General features: G+C 34.0%; 18 protein-coding genes and 1 pseudogene. 3 read left to right on the forward strand and 16 right to left on the reverse strand.

Annotated features, from left to right (window positions below; genetic code table 11):
* Positions 1-76: 76 nt before the first annotated feature.
* From A9G17_RS02010 to ilvI, 9 genes are all read right to left on the reverse strand, one after another.
* The gene (locus tag A9G17_RS02010; RefSeq protein ID WP_065737265.1) at positions 77-1021 is read right to left on the reverse strand and encodes a VirK/YbjX family protein; all 945 of its coding nucleotides are present in this window, start codon (positions 1019-1021) and stop codon (positions 77-79) included.
* A 232-nt stretch (positions 1022-1253) separates the two neighbouring features.
* Positions 1254-2555, reverse strand: a complete 1302-nt coding sequence (gene eno / locus A9G17_RS02015; protein ID WP_025315203.1) for a phosphopyruvate hydratase — start codon at positions 2553-2555, stop codon at positions 1254-1256.
* A gap of 48 nt (positions 2556-2603) precedes the next feature.
* The gene (gene pyrG / locus A9G17_RS02020; protein ID WP_065737266.1) at positions 2604-4241 is read right to left on the reverse strand and encodes a glutamine hydrolyzing CTP synthase; all 1638 of its coding nucleotides are present in this window, start codon (positions 4239-4241) and stop codon (positions 2604-2606) included.
* A 525-nt stretch (positions 4242-4766) separates the two neighbouring features.
* Positions 4767-5216 (reverse strand): IgaA/UmoB family intracellular growth attenuator, encoded by a 450-nt coding sequence (locus A9G17_RS02025; protein ID WP_065737267.1) that lies wholly within the window; start codon positions 5214-5216, stop codon positions 4767-4769.
* A 215-nt stretch (positions 5217-5431) separates the two neighbouring features.
* The gene (locus tag A9G17_RS02030) at positions 5432-6124 is read right to left on the reverse strand and encodes a Crp/Fnr family transcriptional regulator (protein ID WP_065737268.1); all 693 of its coding nucleotides are present in this window, start codon (positions 6122-6124) and stop codon (positions 5432-5434) included.
* Between the two features lie 174 nt (positions 6125-6298).
* Positions 6299-7477, reverse strand: coding sequence for an MFS transporter TsgA (tsgA, locus tag A9G17_RS02035; RefSeq protein WP_065737269.1), 1179 nt, complete (start codon positions 7475-7477; stop codon positions 6299-6301).
* Positions 7478-7516: 39 nt separating this feature from the next.
* A complete protein-coding gene (gene deoD / locus A9G17_RS02040; protein ID WP_065737270.1) occupies positions 7517-8218 on the reverse strand; it encodes a purine-nucleoside phosphorylase in 702 nt (233 codons plus the stop codon).
* A 351-nt stretch (positions 8219-8569) separates the two neighbouring features.
* Positions 8570-9064: an acetolactate synthase small subunit gene (gene ilvN / locus A9G17_RS02045; RefSeq protein ID WP_039128719.1), complete on the reverse strand. Its 495-nt coding sequence runs from the start codon at positions 9062-9064 to the stop codon at positions 8570-8572.
* A complete protein-coding gene (gene ilvI / locus A9G17_RS02050; protein WP_065737271.1) occupies positions 9064-10782 on the reverse strand; it encodes an acetolactate synthase 3 large subunit in 1719 nt (572 codons plus the stop codon). Before ilvI ends, ilvN begins: the two co-directional genes overlap by 1 nt.
* A gap of 284 nt (positions 10783-11066) precedes the next feature.
* Between ilvI and ygfZ the strand changes: the two genes are divergently transcribed.
* On the forward strand, positions 11067-11945 hold the full coding sequence (gene ygfZ, locus A9G17_RS02055) for a tRNA-modifying protein YgfZ (protein WP_065737272.1): 879 nt from the start codon (positions 11067-11069) through the stop codon (positions 11943-11945).
* Positions 11946-12218: 273 nt separating this feature from the next.
* On the opposite strand, the gene A9G17_RS02060 is transcribed toward ygfZ, so the two are convergent.
* From A9G17_RS02060 to ppdD, 5 genes are all read right to left on the reverse strand, one after another.
* Positions 12219-13370: a M20 aminoacylase family protein gene (locus tag A9G17_RS02060; protein ID WP_065737273.1), complete on the reverse strand. Its 1152-nt coding sequence runs from the start codon at positions 13368-13370 to the stop codon at positions 12219-12221.
* A gap of 144 nt (positions 13371-13514) precedes the next feature.
* Positions 13515-14270 (reverse strand): prepilin peptidase, encoded by a 756-nt coding sequence (locus A9G17_RS02065; protein WP_065737274.1) that lies wholly within the window; start codon positions 14268-14270, stop codon positions 13515-13517.
* A 35-nt stretch (positions 14271-14305) separates the two neighbouring features.
* Positions 14306-15481, reverse strand: a complete 1176-nt coding sequence (locus tag A9G17_RS02070) for a type II secretion system F family protein (protein ID WP_065737275.1) — start codon at positions 15479-15481, stop codon at positions 14306-14308.
* The gene (locus A9G17_RS02075; RefSeq protein ID WP_065737276.1) at positions 15478-16587 is read right to left on the reverse strand and encodes an ATPase, T2SS/T4P/T4SS family; all 1110 of its coding nucleotides are present in this window, start codon (positions 16585-16587) and stop codon (positions 15478-15480) included. Before A9G17_RS02075 ends, A9G17_RS02070 begins: the two co-directional genes overlap by 4 nt.
* 33 nt (positions 16588-16620) lie before the next feature.
* Entirely contained in the window at positions 16621-17052 is a 432-nt protein-coding gene (ppdD, locus tag A9G17_RS02080) for a prepilin peptidase-dependent pilin (RefSeq protein ID WP_065737277.1), read from the reverse strand.
* 203 nt (positions 17053-17255) lie between these two features.
* On the opposite strand from ppdD, the pseudogene ampD reads away from it, so the two are divergent.
* Positions 17256-17810: pseudogene (gene ampD, locus A9G17_RS13370) on the forward strand (1,6-anhydro-N-acetylmuramyl-L-alanine amidase AmpD); the annotation flags it as partial.
* Complete coding sequence (locus A9G17_RS13375) at positions 17784-18119, forward strand: YqcC family protein (protein WP_367301802.1); 336 nt, start codon at positions 17784-17786, stop codon at positions 18117-18119. The pseudogene ampD and the gene A9G17_RS13375, both read left to right, overlap by 27 nt.
* A gap of 119 nt (positions 18120-18238) precedes the next feature.
* Here A9G17_RS13375 and mltG read toward each other — a convergent pair whose 3' ends face one another.
* Complete coding sequence (gene mltG / locus A9G17_RS02090) at positions 18239-19249, reverse strand: endolytic transglycosylase MltG (protein WP_442903427.1); 1011 nt, start codon at positions 19247-19249, stop codon at positions 18239-18241.
* Positions 19250-19255: 6 nt separating this feature from the next.
* A complete protein-coding gene (gene alr, locus A9G17_RS02095; protein WP_065737280.1) occupies positions 19256-20344 on the reverse strand; it encodes an alanine racemase in 1089 nt (362 codons plus the stop codon).
* Positions 20345-20463 lie beyond the last annotated feature (119 nt).

Genomic DNA, 20463 nt, shown 5'->3' on the forward strand with positions numbered 1-20463 from the left:
TGTAAACACCTTATACAAGCGACACTTTTGTATATTTTAATATAGAGATATTGTAATTAACAATAAAGCTAGTTTATTATTTTAATAAAGCCAAATTCTCTATAATACTATTTTCGAGTTGATCCAATAAAGCATAACGATTGCGATATTCTGATCGTTTTTTACTAGCGATTTCATCCAGTGATTTTCGATAGATTTGATTTGGTAATATAAATAAACCATTGCTGTCTTGCTTGCCATCAATGGTTAACCAGAAATCATCGTAATCCGATAAAATACGTTCTTGTCGGCTATTGTAGCGCCAATTGTTGTAAATATGCGTTTTGTTACCCACCGCCACTATTTGTTCTAGATTAAAATAGCGCGCAATGACTAATATCGCCTCTAGCGCAACACGTTTAGGAAACAGTCCATAACACTGTTTTGTTGCTTGTTGTACTCGAATGCGAGCCTCACGATGACCTGTACCTTGTAGTCCAGCGATAAAAAGTGTTGTTTTTTGTTGATATTGCATTATTGTAAAAGTTATTGTAGCCAGATCAATGCCATCGTTATCATAAAAATATAGACTGATTTCACCTTCACGAGCAAACTTATTGCGTGCTTGAATAGCGATTTTGATATTAGCATCATTTTTTACCTTAACATCAGCTAATACAAAAGCGATATTTGGATTATAAAAAGCTTTAGTCATACTGTCAGGATGTTTAGCAAAAAAGTCATAATGGTAGGCTAATGCCTCAAAACGTTCTTGTTGACTTAAACAAGAGGCTAAATAAGGTCGTTGTAATTTACATGGTAAATTGGTTTGGCATGATAAATAATAGCCCAGTAATGGATATAATCTCAATTTATCCAATAATTTGAATGTTATCGGACTTAAAAATAAGGTTCGAAAAAAAAATTTGAAACGATAAGTCGATTTTAGCCACAGTTCATTGAGCGGAAGTTTACCGGTACAAAGCCAGTTAAACAGTTGCCACTTACTTTTAGGCTGGGACATATTCGTAATATTATTCATAAGCAAAAAAATTAAATCAATAAGTTATTTTATTAAATAGTTATATGATGACTAAACTAATAAATAATAATGAAATATTAGTAAAAAGCCATAAAAATCGAACAATAAGGTTACAACACAATCTGAGTTGGCGCAACTGTTCCGAATAAAAGACTGAATTATGTGAAAATAAAAAACGGTGAACTGGTCACCGTTTTTCTATTAAAGTAAATAATCAGTTTAATAACAATAATTATTGTCCTTTAACTTCTTTCAAACCGTTGAAAGGTGCTTTAGAACCTAATGCTTCTTCAATACGAATTAATTGATTATATTTAGCAACACGGTCAGAACGGCTCATAGAACCAGTTTTGATTTGACCAGCAGCTAAACCAACAGCTAAATCAGCAATAGTTGAATCTTCAGTTTCACCAGAACGATGAGAAATAACAGCGGTATAACCAGCATCTTTCGCCATTTTAACTGCAGCGATAGATTCAGTTAATGTACCAATTTGGTTCACTTTAACTAATATAGAGTTTGCGATGCCTTTTTCAATACCTTGTTTGAAGATTTTAGTATTAGTAACAAATAGATCATCACCAACTAATTGGATTTTGTTACCAAGAGCTTTAGTTTGGTATGCCCAACCTTCCCAATCACTTTCATCTAAACCGTCTTCGATAGATACGATTGGATACTCATTAGTTAAACCTTCTAAATAGTGAGTAAATTCTTCTGCAGTGAATTCTTTGTTACCTTCACCTTTTAGTACATATTTACCTGTTTCTTTGTTATAGAATTCAGAAGCGGCACAGTCCATCGCTAAAGTAATGTCTTTACCTAGTACATAACCTGCTTTTTCTACAGCTTCTTTAATGCATGCTAATGCTTCTGCATTTGAACCTAAGTTAGGCGCAAAACCACCTTCATCACCAACAGCAGTATTCATACCTTTAGCATGTAAAACTTTTGCTAAGTTATGGAATACTTCAGAACCCATACGTATTGCTTCACGAACTGTTTTAGCACCAACTGGTTGAATCATGAATTCTTGTAAGTCGATGTTGTTATCAGCGTGCTCACCACCATTGATAATATTCATCATTGGTAATGGCATAGAGTATTGACCTGGTGTGCCGTTAAGATCTGCGATATGTTGAAAAAGTGGAACACCTTTAGCAGCAGCAGCAGCTTTAGCAGTTGCTAAAGAAACAGCAAGAATTGAGTTAGCACCTAAGTTAGATTTGAAGTCAGTTCCATCTAAGTCAAGCATGATTTGGTCGATAGCTGCTTGATCTAGCGCATCCTTACCAACAACAGCTTTAGCGATTGGGCCATTTACATTTTCAACAGCTTTTAATACGCCTTTACCTAAAAAGCGAGATTTATCACCATCACGAAGTTCTAATGCTTCACGTGAACCTGTTGATGCTCCTGATGGAACGATTGCTAAACCAACAAAGCCACCTTCCAAATGAACTTCTGCTTCAACAGTTGGGTTACCACGAGAGTCGATTACTTCACGACCATGTACTTTAACGATTTTTGCCATGTTATTTTCCTCTATATGACAGATATATTACTAATGTTAATCCAAAAACTATTTTTGTTGCTGCTCTTGATAAGTTTTGGCAGCTTTCACAAAACTCCCAAATAGTGGGTGTCCATCTCGTGGTGTCGAGGTAAATTCCGGGTGGAATTGACAAGCAACAAACCATGGATGATCTGGGATTTCAATGATCTCAACAAGTTTTCTATCTGTTGAAAGACCTGTTACTTTTAACCCAGCTTCAACTACTTTTGGTAATAAATTATTATTTACTTCGTAGCGATGACGATGACGCTCCGTGATCGACTCATTTTTATACATGCTATATACTAATGAATTCGGTTCTAAATGGCAAATCTGAGATCCTAAACGCATAGTACCACCTAAATCACTGTTTTCATTACGTTGTACCACATTACCTGATTCATCGCTCCACTCAGTAATTAAAGCGATAATAGGGTTAGCACAATCTTTAACGAACTCAGTAGAATTGGCATCTTTAATCCCAGCTACATTACGTGCATATTCAATCATTGCAACTTGTAAACCAAGACAAATACCTAAGTAAGGGATTTTATTTTCACGGGCATAACGAGCTGCCATGATTTTACCTTCAACGCCACGATAACCAAATCCACCAGGAATGAGAATCGCATCTAAACCTTTTAACAGTTCCGTACCGCGTGATTCAAGATCTTCTGAATCAATATAACGGATATGCACAGTTAAACGATTTTTTAATCCACCATGTTTTAATGCTTCATTCACTGATTTATAAGCATCAGGTAGAGCAATATATTTACCCACCATACCAATTGTAACTTCACCAACTGGATTGGCTTCTTCATAAATTACTTGTTCCCACTCAGAAAGATCCGCTTCTTTGCATTCAAGATGGAAACGATTGCAAACGAAGGTATCTAAATTTTGTGATTTTAATAATGCCGGAATTTTATAAATAGAATCGACATCTTTAAGTGAAATAACTGCACGCTCAGGCACATTACAAAATAGTGCAATTTTAGATCTTTCATTTGCAGGAATAATGCGATCTGAACGACAAATAAGAACATCTGGTTGAATACCAATTGAAAGAAGTTCTTTCACTGAATGTTGAGTTGGTTTGGTTTTAACTTCACCAGATGATGCTAAATATGGAACTAATGTTAGATGCATAAATAGAGTATGCTCACGACCAACATCAACGGCTAATTGACGGATCGCTTCTAAAAATGGTAACGATTCAATATCCCCTACCGTGCCACCAATTTCAACAATCGCGACATCAAAACCTTTTGCACCTTCAATTACACGCGATTTAATCTCGTTAGTAATATGAGGAATAACTTGAATAGTTGCCCCTAAATAGTCTCCACGACGCTCTTTACGTAATACGTCAGAATAGATACGTCCAGTTGTGAAGTTATTTTTACGTGTCATTTTTGTACGTATAAAACGCTCATAATGACCTAAGTCTAGATCTGTTTCAGCACCGTCCTCAGTCACAAAAACTTCACCATGTTGAATAGGGCTCATTGTACCCGGATCAACATTAATGTAGGGATCAAGTTTTAGCATGGTGACTTTTAAATTGCGGGCTTCTAAAATTGCAGCAAGAGACGCTGCGGCAATGCCTTTACCTAAAGAAGAAACGACACCGCCTGTAACAAAAATATAATTAGTGACCATTAATACCAGACCATTATTAATTTAATTGAATAATATTACATCGATTTTAAACTATAAAAATCACTGCAATATACGATGAATCAGACGGGAAATTAGTATAACAGATTCTGTCTTAGCTCACAATTGAATAATTAAGCACAGCAAATAAGTTACTCACTTTGCTCAATTAAATAATATTGATTATTTAGCTAATCCGTCTAAATATTAATCCAAAACCATTAATTTGTATCTTGAATAATTTTTTCTTTATAATTACTGATGATTTTTTCCTAATCTCAACTGATTCGTACCTTTTTTCCAAATAATCAAAATACTATTGATAAAGATGATTAAGATAACTAATAGCAATACAAAATTGTTGATCAAAATGGGCTACGAAAATGAGAATAACTGTTCTTTATCAAAATTATATATCGTTTGAATAGTAACTAATAATTTCGAATTCTTTTAATTGTGATAATTTATATTTTTTACTTTATCTGCTTTTTTATGGGTGCTACTATTACCTGAAAAATTTGCATTATATTAACTAATTAATTTTATTGACGATTTATTTATACTTTTTTTATCATCAATATTCCTAATGGTGATCAAATCAGTTAATATCTGAAAGGTAAGATCAAATTTTTTATCGGCATTGGTAAAAAAGAAAATTAACACGGCAAGTATTAACCGCGTAAAAGCCAATAAAACATTATGGTAGATAAATTTTGGTGCACCATAATTTTTCACTTCATCACTTAATGATAAATAGTCACCGTAACTGAGTAATTGTGTAGTTTTAAGTTCTGCCTGCATATCAATCGATATATCACTGTTATTAGGAGGAAACATTTTCCGGTGATCGGGATAAAGAACATTAAAATTTGATTCAATACTTAATTGATGATTAACAGGACGATTATCCCTAATTTGTGCTTTAATATGATTAACATATTCGCTAGGTATTTCTCGCTTTATATACGATGCTATCATAGATTATATGAAACAGATGATTGAAAAAGCAACCAGTACGAGCGATTGAAAATACTTTAAAATTAATAATTCCATCACGCCTAATACAAACAACCCAATCACTAATTTGCCAGCGTTGCTCCGGTCTTCGATTGCGATTTCAAATTGATTTTTTCTCTTTTGTTTAAAATCTCAAAAGTGGGTACTTTTTCTGAAATGTGTTAACTTTTTTTTAATTATTTAGCGAATTTCTCCTGACATTCAATAAAAGCTTTGAGCTTATTGATATCTTTAATTTCCAATTTCCCTGCAACTTTATGTACGATATCTAAATTTATTAATTCATTAACAGCACGGCGATAGACACGATCTGTTGTGCCAAAACGTTCAGCTTCTAAATAGTTTTTTTGGAAATTATTTACTGGATGGACATTTAGATGATGCTGATAAATATCAAATGCAATATTAAAACAAATTGAATATAACGTTCTCTTTAATAAAATATCTAATGTTTCCTGATAATCAAAGGCGATAGCACTGGCAAAAAACAGTGCTAATTTAGGATGTTCAAGTAATGATAGATATAATTTATCGATACTAATTACAGCAATGGTCAACACATCTTCTGCGATAATATCAAATTGACATAAATAATCGGTAAAAAACTCCATTTCACCGAAAATATGCTCATCACAATCTACGGTACCAAGATGAAAACAGCGCCCATTATTTGCCTGATAACGTATCGAAATCGTTCCATTATAAACAACAATTAACTTATCGACTTTACATCCCTGACGAAAAAGAATAGTCTTTTTATCAACAATTTTTTTATCAACAATACACTGCTCTATAATTCTTTCAAATAATTGATTATTATCTTGCCAATATTGGCTAAAACGACCTTTATTTAATGATCTCAACTGCATAAAATTATCACAACTAACGAACTTTTAATCACAATATTACTTTATATTTGTAAAATCTAGATATTCAATTATCCATATCATTATCTTATTTTAATATGGCATAATTATAATCAACTGTGATAATAATAGCGATATACTATTTTATTTTAACTTTTTGTAATTCATTATTTTTTGTTAAATTTTATCGATGCTACTTGTCCTCTTCTTCTCGATCATTGAAATAGCTAACATTATAATAATAATTACATAAAAAACTGGGATTGCATTCATAATAATTTGAATACTGAAATTCTTACTCAATACAGAACTAATTGCCGGACTAAACATGGCTCCAGCACTGCCACTGATTAAAATATATGACACATTTTTACTTGAGGCATTTTTTACAAATGTCACGCCGTAAGCGACAAAGGCATTATATAATGCAGCACAAACAAAACCATATCCATAGGTAAAGTAACCAATATAATCAATATGTTGAATATTAACAATCAACAACGTCATAATAAAGGCTAATATAATAATAGTTACAAAAAAATACTCAATTTTAATGCGTGTAACAATTGCTGTCGAAACGAGAGCCCCTATCAAGGCTGCACCCCAATATTGAGTAATAATATTGCCTGCATTTTCAAATGAAATAGAAAATTTATAACTCACAAATAATGGCGCCCAAGTTAAAAAAGTGTATAAGGCAAGCATTGCCAAAAATAATCCAAAACCAGCAGATAAAATGCCAAAGTTCCATTCAGATTTTTGATGACTTTGCTGTTTTTGATCAGCATAAGGCTTACTAATTAAATTAAAATTGGTAAATAGAATGATAACTAACATCAATACAGTGACAATGCCAACCGTTAAATAACTAGTAGCCCAAGACAGGTCATGAGTTAAAGCGTAGGTTGTAATAAGTGGAAAGATCACGCCAGCAATATTGAAAGTAGCATCTTGTACAACTAATATTGTACTTTGTATTTTATCTTGCCAAGTAGATACCACAATTGTACCAGCAATACACAAACCTATTCCACCACATAAACCAACCAAAATCATACAAAATTTAAGTATTATTAGAGATTTAGTGAGATATAAAATAAATGAACATATTATGATAATACTATAATTTAGTAAGGTAATTCGTTTAATACCAATAATATCAATTAAAAAAAATGCTAAAATTGTTCCCAATAATGCCCCTCCATTTAATAAAGAAAAAATGAATGCAACATTATCGACATCAGCACTGAAACTTTGTGCAATTGGTTCAATTAGCATACCAAATTGACTGGCAAAACCAGCCATAATGAAATTAGCTAAAAAACTGATAAGAGTAAGAGATAATTTATTTATCATATCATTATCCAAAGATATACATTACATAACTAATTAGGATTATGTGGCAACATTTAAAGCCAGCTTTATCATATTATTGAATGTTAATTGCCTCTCCTCTGCAGTCGTTTCTTCGCCAGTTAAACAATGATCTGAAACTGTTAAAATGGCTAATGACTCAATATTAAACTGCTGTGCAATACCATATAGACCTGCGACCTCCATATCTATACCTAAAACACCCGATCTTTCGAGCGTACCAATTAACTTTTCATCTGGGTCATAATAAAGATCACCACTAAAAACATTACCAACTTTTACAGGTAAACCCATCTCATTAGCTATTTCATATGCACGATGTAATAATGAAAACGTCGCGGAAGTTGCAATATTATAACCACCCGCTCTTTTTTGATTAGTCATAGAATCTGTTCCAGCAGCCATCGCTAAAATAACATCTCGCATTTTAATTCCTAGTTGGGTTGCGCCTATACTACCAACTCGAATAATGCGTTTAACGTTATAGTCATTAATTAATTCATGTGCATAAAGTGTCATTGATGGGATACCCATTCCATGCCCCATCACAGAAACAGCAACACCATCATAAAGGCCTGTATATCCAAGCATATTACGTACATTACAAACTTGTTTTGCGTCAGTTAAATAATTTTCTGCAATAAATTTGGCTCGTAAAGGATCGCCAGGCATGATAACAGTTTGTGCAAAATCGTTTGGATTAGCATTGATATGTGCGGTCATAATATTTCCTGATTAAATCGTAATTTATTTCCAAATTATAATCAGGATATATTTCATTCAACTAGGACATAAGTCCGAAATCGTTGTTCTATGCGATATTTTTGGAATTTTTTGGTAATTTGATAATTAAATTATCATTTATTATAAAAAGCGATTAATACTATTTTTGTAATAGATCAATTGGTTAGTTAACTGTTTTTCACTGGGTGATAATCCAATAAATACCTGATCTAACTAGTTCAACTATATTGCAAGTCTCTCAAATCGTAGAAATGAATGATTCGAGTTTTTCACTCGTTTCTGTTATAAAAAAGGCGCTTGATGCGCCTTTCGTTTTATTTTGAAGATAACTTATTTGACTGTTTTTTCACTACGTGATAAGCCGATAATACCAGATCGAACCATTTCAACTATATTGCAGGTCTCTCGAATTGAAGAGAGAAATGACTCAAGTTTGTCACTCGTCCCTGATAATTGCACAATATAATGAGTTGCTGTCACATCGACAATCGAACCTCTAAAGATATCGGCACAACGTTTAACTTCATCACGAGCATCTGACGTTTTAGCGGCTATTTTCACTAACATAATTTCACGTTCTACATGTGGGCCTTCGGTTAAATCATTAACACGATACACGTTAACTAGTTTATGAAGTTGTTTTTGGACCTGTTCAAGCACATGTTCATCACCTGAGGTTTGAATCGTCATTCGACTCATTGTCGGATCTTCAGTTTGTGCGGTCGTAATGGATTCAATATTAAACCCACGTTGTGAAAACAAACCAATGATACGTGACAATGCGCCTGGCTCGTTTTCTGTTAAAATTGATAAAATATAACGCATTAGGTTCTCTCCGTTTTACTTAACCACATTTCATTCATTGCCCCACCGCGAACTTGCATTGGATAAACATGTTCTGTGGCGTCTGTCATGACATCAATAAAAACCAAACGATCTTTTATCGAAAGCGCTTTTTTAAGCATAGGTTCAAGATCTTCCCGTTTGTTAATCATCATACCCACATGACCATAAGCTTCAGCAATTTTTGCAAAATCAGGTAACGACTCCATATAAGATGAAGAGTGACGACCGGCATAAATCATGTCTTGCCACTGTTTAACCATTCCTAAAAAACGGTTATTAAGATTTAAGACAATAACAGGCAAACCATATTGCAATGCTGTTGAAAGTTCTTGTATATTCATTTGAATACTGCCATCACCTGTAACGCAAACAACTGTTTTATCAGGAAACGCTAATTTAACGCCAAGTGAAGCAGGCAAACCAAATCCCATGGTCCCTAACCCACCCGATGTAATAAAGTGACGCGGTTTATCAAATGGGTAATAAAGTGCAGTAAACATTTGATGTTGTCCCACATCCGTTGCCACATATGCATCACCTTTAGTTAATTTGTATAACACTTCAATGGCTTCTTGAGGTTTGATACTTTGACCTTCATGACTATAGGCTAAGCAGTGTCGTGCACGCCAATGTTCAATTTGTTTCCACCAATCAACTAATGCATCAAAATCACGTTCAATATTTAACTCATCCAACATGGATAACATGACTTCAAGAACGACTTTGGCATCACCAACAACAGGAATTGTTGCATGAATTGTTTTGGATATTGAGGTAGGATCGATATCAATATGGATAATTTTGGCTTTTGGACAATATTTTTCAACGTTATTGGTCGTTCGATCATCAAAACGTGCACCGATAGCAAGAATCACATCGGCATTATGCATCGCCATATTGGCTTCATAAACACCATGCATACCAATCATCCCTAAAGAATGTTTGTCCGATCCAGGAAAAGCACTGATACCCATTAGTGTTGAAGCAACAGGTAAATTCAACGTTTCCGTAAGCGTTTTAATTTCACTACTCGCATCAGCGCTAATTACACCGCCGCCAACAAATAACACTGGCTTTTTAGCAGACAATAAAGTAGTTAACGCTTTTTTGATCTGTTTTTTATGACCTTGAATAGTTGGATTATAAGAGCGCATTAATACTGTTTCTGGATAATAATAAGTATATTTATTAGCAGGATTAACAATATCTTTCGGTAAATCAATTACGACCGGTCCAGGTCTACCTGTTGAGGCGATATAAAACGCTTTTTTTATCGTTTCAGGAATATCTTTACTATTTTTGATTAGGAAGCTATGTTTAACAATTGGACGCGAAATACCAATCATATCACATTCTTGGAAAGCATCATTACCGATAAGATTACTGGCAACTTGACCAGACAAAATAACCAATGGCACTGAGTCCATATAGGCAGTAGCAATGCCAGTTATTGTATTGGTTGCGCCAGGCCCTGATGTGACCAAAACCACGCCGACATCGCCAGTTGCTCTGGCATAACCATCCGCCATATGCACGGCGGCTTGTTCATGACGAACTAAAATATGCTCAATGCCACCGAGTGTGTGAATTGCATCATAGATATCAAGAACACTACCACCAGGATAACCAAATATCTGTTTTACTCCTTGATCAATCAAAGATTGAATGACCATCTCCGCACCTGACAATTTTGCCATGCTTATTGCCTCCAATATAACTAATTTGTCATTTAATACTTCATTTTGCATTAACTTATACATAAAATCAATAAACTCAATGATATAAGCAATACAAATTTTGTTAATCAAAAAATATATTAAATTGTGAGAAATAAAACTAATTAAAACAATGTTTAATAATTTTATTTAAAATATTATTTATTGATTTTATTGTCATTTTTATCGTATTTATATAAACTCTTAATAAGTTAATCTCTGGCAATACTGATTCTAGATTCCATTACTATAATATAGGCGTTATTATGAGCATTCTCTCAATTAAACCCATCTCACTTGCTGATTGGCAATTAGTCAAAGTTTCTGGTACTGATAATCATAAATACTTGCAAGGACAAGTAACAATAGATATTGACAATCTCACAGAACAAACAGCATTATTTGCTGCTCATTGTGATTCTCAGGGAAAAATGTGGAGCAATTTATTATTATTCCAACGAGGTCACGATATTTACTATATTGTTCGAAAAAGTGTAGTAGAAAAACAAATGGCTGCCTTAAAAAAATATGCAGTCTTTTCAAAAGTCAGTATTGAACCTGTTACCGACTTAAATATTGTCGGATTAGATTCTCAAGCAATACCGAGCGAAATACTTGCAAAATTTACGGATAATAATTGTTTTACTGAAAATAATGTTACCTATATAAAATTAACCTCTCCTCATGTTCGGGTAATTAAGATAACACCAGAGGCAATTGATGATGATTTAGAACCTTGTAGCCGTTGGTTACAACTCGAGTTAGAAGCAGGTTATGCCATTATTGATGCCGAAAATGCCGAAAGCTTATTACCTCAAGCCTGTAATTTGCAATATCTTGATGCTATTAGTTTTGATAAAGGATGTTATTGTGGGCAAGAAATGGTCGCTCGTGCACAATATCGGGGAGCCAATAAACGCGGACTTTATTTATTAGCTGGCAAAAGTGCTGTTTTACCTGTTATTGGTGGCACCATAGAATACCAAATTGATGGTAATTGGCGAGAAAGCGGTCAAGTTTTAGCAACTTTGAAACTTAATCAAAATAATGATATTTATGTACAAGTTGTGTTGGCTAATGGCATCGATTTTAATACCCCATTTAGAGTAAAAGGGGAAATTGATAGTGTACTTAGTTTTCATTAGTTAAATATTATTTTATAGATATTTGTCAAACAGTTAACCATAAAATATTGTTAATTTGTTAACTGTTTAATCATTTAAGTATTTTTACAAATTATAGATTAATTAATATTAACTTTTGTTTGACCAATTCTTGTTGTCTCAATTAGCCAAACATTCTTTCATTGATATTCGTCAAACAGTTAACCAAAAAATATTGTTAATTGATTAACTGTTTAATTATTTAAGTATTTTTACAAATTATAGATTAATTAATTAATTAATTAATATTAACTTTTATTTGCCTAATTCTTGATTAACTATTTCAATAAAATACTCAACGCCAGTTGTTAAAACTTCATCATTGAAGTTATAAGCTGGATTATGTAAATTAGCGCCCTGCCCTGCACCTAACCACACATAAGCACCGGGTATTTTTTTTAACATAAAAGCGAAATCCTCAGCACCCATTGATGGATTTGGATCAATAATAACACTGGTTTCCCCGACTACATTTTTAGCTGCTTTAATGGCGATGTCTGCTTGCTTTGCATAATTGATAGTAGCAGGATAACGTCTTTGATAGTCTACCTCAGCTTTAGCGTCAAATGTGGATGCAATACCTGTAGCAATTTTTTTAATACGGTTTTCAGCCATGTCTTGAACTTGTGCATCGAAAGTTCTGACTGTTCCTCGAATAACGGCTTGTTGCGGTATTACATTCCAAGTATCGCCACTGTGTATTTGAGTTACACTGACCACTAATGAACTGAGTGGATCTGCATTACGACTTACAATACTCTGTAAACCATTAACAATTTGAGTTGCCACTAAAATAGTATCTTTACTTAAATGAGGTGCTGCTGCATGAGCCCCGACACCCGTAATTTTAATTTCAAAAACATCATAGGATGCCATCATTGGACCATGGGTTACATAGAAATGGTTAAGTTGCATATTAGGTTGATTATGGATACCATACACAGCTTCAATTGGAAAACGTTCAAATAATCCATTTTCCACCATAACGCGTGCTCCGCCTTCATTTTCTTCTGCTGGTTGGAAAATGACAACTACTGTTCCAGCAAAATCTCGATGTTCACTTAAATATTTGGCTGTTCCTAATAATGTAGCTGTATGACCATCATGACCACAAGCATGCATTTTACCCGGTATTGTAGAGCAATAAGCAATTTTATTTTCTTCAATAATATCTAATGCATCAATATCAGCTCGTAAAGCAATCCATCGTCCATCTTTATTACCTTTAATAATACCAACTACACCCGTTGGAGCAAACTCTGTATAAAGTTCGTTAATACCAAAAGATTTCAGTTTTTCGATTATAAATTTTGTCGTGTTTAACTCTTCAAAAGCGGTTTCTGGATGGGCGTGGATATGATGACGCCAAGTGATCATATCTGATTTCAATTCATTGATAGTACTCATTATAAATTCCTTATTGATTCTCGTTTTTAACTGAGTCAGTATATATGTGCATTACTATACTGCTATTTCATCTTTTATGAAAATAACTATTTTTACTAAGATTATTGGTTTTAGTTATATCGTGAAACTGAAACAGTTATAAGCCTACAACTTGTTGACTAAAACGTATAGTTGACCTGAAACTTCTTGACTAAAATAACATAGACAGTAACCCGAAATTAATAAAAAGGGACCAAATGGAATAATCGTCAAAGACTGTTTTTTCAAAATATTCTTCTGAAAAAAATAATAGAACATACCTAGTATCGAGGAAATTATCAATAATAGTGCAAGTAATTGATATGGAATCCAAGTACCTAGAGCTGCAAGCAGTTTTATATCACCTCCACCTAATCCCTGTTTGTTAGAAATCAGATAAAATAAAATAGCAGGTAATTTAAGTAAAAGATAACCACATAAAATACCAATTAATGCGTCATCTAACCTAATGTTTGTTATATTGAAATAGGCTGCAATTAATCCTGCCCACATCAAAGGTTGAGTAAAAAAATCAGGCAGCAAAAAGTATTTAAAATCAATGGATGCCAATAATAAAAAATAACAACTCAGAAACATTAAAATAAAACTCTGATAACTGAGGCCTTTATGCGAATAAATCACTAAAAATAAAGTAGCGATCAGCAATTCCCAAGCAACATATTTGAATAAAATGATGCTTTGACAATAATAACAACGCCTTTTTAAGATAATCCAAGAGACAATCGGAATTAATTGCCAAAATTCTAATTTCGTTCGGCAACAAGGGCAGATTGAACGTTGTAGACTTATTTCTTTCAGATAAGCTGATAATGTTTGTGACGGAGCAAAACGACAATATGCAACATTAATAAAACTACCCATACAAAGACCTAAACATGTAACTATAAGCATTATCATTAGTGAATTACTTCTCCGAGTTGAAATATCGGTAAATACATAGCAATAATTAAACCACCAATGATCACAGCCAAAACTAACATCAATAAAGGTTCAAAAGCTTGGGATAGATTTTCTATCAATGTTTGATTCTGTACTTCATAATAAAGAGCTAAACGACTTAACATCAGATCTAAAGTACCGGATTGCTCACCGACATGAATTAACTGACGACACAAGTTAGGAAAACAAGGTTGTAGATGTAAAACATGACTGAATGAGTGTCCTTGCTCAATGCCTGAAATGATTTGTAAAATACTATTGCGATAAATACAATGGTAAGAAGCATTAGCCGCAGCGGTTAAACCCGCCAATAACGGAATTCCAGCTTTTTGAGTGATCGCAATTGTTTGGAAAATTTGAGTTAAACAACTTGTTTGAATGATCTTATTAACAAAAGGGATTTTCATTAAGGCGATTTCAATTTTGTTACGATATCGCTTGTTAATGTAACGTTGAAAAACAAAAAAACTCCCTACGAAAATCATACCCCCTATTTGCCAGCTTTGTTGCAGATAGTCAGCAATATCAATAATGCATTGAGTAAAAAAAGGAAGCTCTGCATCAAAATCATGATAGATATCAACAAATTTTGGTAAAACAAATAATAACATGACTAAGCTTACAATTATGGCTACCGATAATAAAAATACAGGATACCGCATCGCTTTTTTAAGGTTTTTTTGTAATTTAATGGATTTTTCGAGCAATGATGCTAATTGCTCAAAACTCTCATCAAGTTTACCCGTCAGTTCACCTGTGGCAATAATTTCACAATAAAGTGAAGAAAACACATAATTATATTTGGATAATGCACTGGATAAGGACTCACCTTTTACAATTTGCAACTCAATTTCATTTATTAAATATTGCCAATGAGGTTTAGATTGTTCTTCGGCCAATAAATTTAAACTTTCAATTATAGATAATCCAGCCTTTAACATCGTCGCCAATTGCGTCGTTATATTCAGTAATTCCGAACGGCTAAAGCTATGCGCCGTTATAAAATTGCCCGCTTTTACTTTTATGGCCAATTTACCTTGTAATAATAGCTGTTTTTTGGCATCACTTTGTGAAGTTGCAATTATTTGATATTGATGAAAATCCAAGTCATACCAAAAAAAGAGCCTCTTCATACAAAATCACCTAAAACACGATACAATTCGGCAACTGAGGTAATACCCTCTTTAACCATTTTCTGACCAGCTTTTTTTAAGGTGATCATATTGGATGGCGCACGAAGCTGATGAGTCAATATTTGTTGTTGAATTTCTGGAGTAATTACCAGAAATTCATATAATCCAATTCGTCCTTTATAACCACCAACACAATGTGAACATCCCGATGCGACATAATGAGGGATGGTTTCATCACCTAAAAAAATAAACTCGTTGGCCACAACCTTACAGTTATTACAAAGCTTACGTACTAATCGCTGTGCAATAATCAACTTCAAACTGGATGAGAGCAGATAATTTTCAATGCCCATTTGATTTAAACGTGTCAACGCTTCAATACTTGAATTAGTATGTAATGTTGATAAAACCAAATGTCCTGTTTGTGCTGCTTGAATGGCTATTTCTGCTGTTTCTTGATCGCGAATTTCACCGATCATCATCACATCTGGATCTTGCCTCAACAGTGCACGTAGTATGATAGAAAAAGTCAAACCAGCTTTAACATTCACCGAAGTTTGATTGATACCTTCAATTGGCACTTCAATGGGATCTTCAACACTACAAATATTTCGATAACTGCTATTTAATTTTTTCAGTCCACTATACAGTGTTAGCGTTTTACCGCTTCCAGTTGGCCCTGTTACTAAAATTAAACCTTGCGGATAATCGAGTATTTGCTGAAAATTATTTAAATCATCAGCACTCAGACCTAAATCATTAATAGTCAACTCTGAATCATGATTATCCATAACGCGTAATACAATTTTTTCACCATTTATGACCGGTAAAGTTGCTATTCGCATGGCATAACGGTCAATCACCAATTGTCCATCTTGGGGTAACCGCTGCTCAGCAATATTAAGATTGGCCATAATTTTCAACCTAGCCGTTATTTGTTTAGCTAACGATAATGGCGGTGTAAGCATATCTTGCAGCACACCATCAATACGCATTCGAATACGATAGTAATTTTGATAAGGTTCAAAATGAATATCTGAAGCACGTTTATCCAATGCCGATAGGAGTAGTTTATCAAGGCTGGCAACCAACTGTTCTTCTTGCATTAAAAATTTTCCTTATTCTGAATTTTTACGAGATTAGAATTTGAAAATATCTTCACAAGCAGCTGTCAAACTGTCGTTTAGTGGTGAAGTTAAGCAAGTTCGTGTCCAATCTAGTCCGCCATGAGCACTATTTTCAGTGGGTGTTAAAGTTGTCGTTAACCCAGTCAAAGCACTGGCACCAACTAATGTAATTTCGCCATTTGTAACGGTAACGGATGTTACATAATTCGTACTTTTAGTCAGTGGCACGCCATTGCTACCACTTTTACAATGAGTTAAATTTCCTTGTTCTATTGCACAAATTTCAACGGCAGTTTTATAAGCCGTCATCGTTTGCAACATATCCGTTAAAGCTGCTTTTTTTACATATCCTTGATAAGCAGGCAAACCAATGGCAGTTAAAATAGCGATTACAACAATTGCAATCATCAGTTCGAATAAAGTAAATCCTGATTGATTGGACATAAATTCCTCGGTAAACAAAGTTAATAATCTAAGTTGTACCTTTATAGCAAAACAAAAAAATGAAATAATAAGAAAATCGATATTCTGGAAAAAAGAATGCACTATGTTTGCAACGATCCGAATTTAGTAAGCTTTGTTTGTGAAATATGTCGCAGAGACAAGCTGATGAATGAAAGATCTTTTAAAATGAGTTGGAGTTTACTATGTCACTAAAAATTGTTAATGGTTGGTTACAAGGGGTCAAACAGATCATTTCGCCTTTTTATGATGAACGCCCAACCGATAAATCTATATCTTTACTGGTGATCCATAATATCAGCTTACCGCCTAATCAATACGGTGGATCTTATGTAGAACAGTTATTTACCGGTAAACTTGATCCGAACGAACATCCCTACTTTGCAACAATTTATCAATTAAAAGTATCAACTCATCTGTTCATACGTCGAGATGGAGAAATTATTCAATTTGTACCGTTCGATAAACGAGCTTGGCATGCAGGTAAGTCATTCTTTGAGGGGCAAGAAAACTGTAACGACTTTTCAATTGGTATTGAAATGGAGGGATGTGATACAGATAATTTTACGGACATACAGTATCAAAAACTTGCAGCGGTAACCTTACTACTACAACAAACTTATGCTATAAAAAATATTATTGGTCATAGTGATATTGCACCCGACCGTAAAACGGATCCTGGCCCATGTTTTGATTGGCAATTTTATCGAGGATTGCTTGCTCAAAAATCACAAGTAGAGCTATTTGAAAAACAACTAGAGTTAATTATCGCAGAGCTACAAAAAATTGCATTATGGCAAACATCGCCACCTAACCCTGATGCCTTTTTAAGTGAACAACCCTTTGCGCTTGATACTATGCAAGCTCATGAATGGTTACAATGGATTTTTATTCCACGCATGCGAGCACTTATTGAAGCTAATGCCAATTTACCTCAATTTGCTTTACACCCGTATTTTGAAGAAGCATTAAAAGATGAAGAAGCAAACATTCATAATTTATTAAATCTAATTAAACAGCTTGATGAATTATCCTCATCACAAAAATAAAGGTAAAAAAATTACCGCATTCAATTTGCGGTAATTTTCAAGTTAACATCAATGTGGTGTCAATCAAAACAGTTGATAATACCATTAATCTCATTTAGGTGACTTTAAAATTAATTACCCTATTTTGACAATTTACGATACTCATTGACTGCCTGTAGATGATTTCCATAATTATCAGAAAACGTATGTCCACCTGTGCCATTGGCTACGAAGAATAGATAATTTGTTTTAGCTGGGTGCGCCGCTGCTTCTAATGAGGCTAAGCTTGGCATAGCAATGGGAGTTGGCGGTAATCCATCAATAACATAGGTATTATAAGGATTTTGGGTATCTGTTAAGTCTATACGCCTAATCACTCCAGTATAATTATCGCCTAAACCATAAATAATAGTGGGATCGGTTTGCAACTTCATTTTGGCTTTTAAGCGATTAACAAAAACTGAAGCAACATTGGCGCGCTCAGAACTAAGAGCCGTTTCTTTCTCAATAATTGAAGCAATAATCAACATTTCATAAGGTGATTGATAAGGTAAATCCTTATCGCGGTTAACCCATATTTTTTGTAAATTACTTTTCATGGTCATATGCGCACGTTTTAAAATATTAATATCTAACGTATCTGCCGTATAAAGATAGGTATCAGGAGTCAACCAACCTTCAATTGAACCTTCAATTCCTAATAATTTTGCGATCTCTTCATCTGTTTTGTCAGCTAAGGTTTGCTGTATATAAGGAGTGTTTTGAATCACTTTTAGCCAATCTTTCGCACGTTTACCCTCAACAAATTGAATAGAGAAATTACTTTCTTTACCTGATACTAATAATCGCAAAAATTCTTCGACAGTCATATGAGGATGTAATTGATACATTCCAGCTTTTATGGAGCTCAAGGAGGGATCTAACTTAGATAAATAAGGCAGTAGAAAAGCTCTATCCATCAATTTCGATTCTTTGAGTTGAGTAATTAATTGATGCATTGATGTGCCTTTTTTCAAAACAAACATTTGATTATCAGGTGTCACATTAATTTGCTGCTTGGAAAATTGCTGTAAAGAATAATAACAGATACTGAAAGAACCAACGACAATTACAACAAAGGTAAATAACGTATATAAAAATATTTTTTTAATCATAACTCATCTATCTACATAATGGATTTTTGCTCGTTCAGTCAAGCGTGTAACTAATTCATAAGGGCTAATACCCGTGTATTTAGCGATTTCTTCAACAGGTAAATCTTGCCCCCAAAAGATCACTTCATCACCAGGTTTTTCCTGACTATCAATACCTAAATCGACCACAATCATGTCCATTGATACATGACCAACAATCGGCACTCTGCGACCATTCACTAAAACGGGCGTATTTTCGGGAATATTTCTTGGATAACCATCCCCATATCCCATAGCTACGACGCCGAGTTTTGTATCTTGCTGGCTACACCAGATCTGACCATAACCGACGGATTCACCTTTTTTATGGCTACGTACCGCGATAAGTTCTGATTTAAATGTCATGGCTGGTCTCAATTCAGCAATGGGGTCATTAAAGGGTGATATGCCGTATAAAGCGATGCCAGGACGCACTATTTCACGTTGTGATTGAGTCCAAGCAAGCGTACCACTTGATGCTGCTATCGAACATTTACCAATTAATGATTTATCTTCAATTGAGGCAATGAACTTATCGAACAATTTGATCTGTTTTACAGTTTGTTGAGAGGTTAACTCATCTGCAGAACTAAAATGACTTATAATATTAATTGGTTTTCGCACCACCGAACAACTGGCTAAGCGATAAAATTCTGCCTTTGCTTCCTCAAGATTAAACCCTAAACGATGCATCCCTGTATCAAGTTTAAACCATGCAGTAATTTCGTTTTCTAGAGGAGATGATTGTAATGCATCAATTTGCCACTGACTGTGAACAGCTGATTGGATATTAAAATCTACTAAATCAACGATATCATCATGGGGGAAAAAGCCTTCTAAACAAATGATAGGAGTAATGATCCCTTTTTGACGCAACAGCATCGCTTCACAAATACGAGATACACCAAAACAATCCACCTTGTTTTGTAACAGTTCAGCCACACCTACAATACCATGCGAATACGCGTTTGCTTTAATGATTGCAACCAACTGACTATTTGGTGCAATCTTTCGAATATACTCGACATTATCTACAATTGCTTGACGATTAACTTCTATTACTGCGATAGACATTTTTATCAACCTAAATTTTTTCTAAGTCATCATTGTAAATATTGTTATCAATAATGACAAATTTTTCTTTTCATAAAAAAAACAGCTTTAGTCTTCAAAATTTTCACAATTCTAATTAA

The sequence above is a fragment of the Gilliamella sp. wkB7 genome (assembly GCF_001693435.1).
In the GTDB taxonomy this organism is placed as follows: Bacteria; Pseudomonadota; Gammaproteobacteria; order Enterobacterales; family Orbaceae; genus Gilliamella; species Gilliamella apicola_N.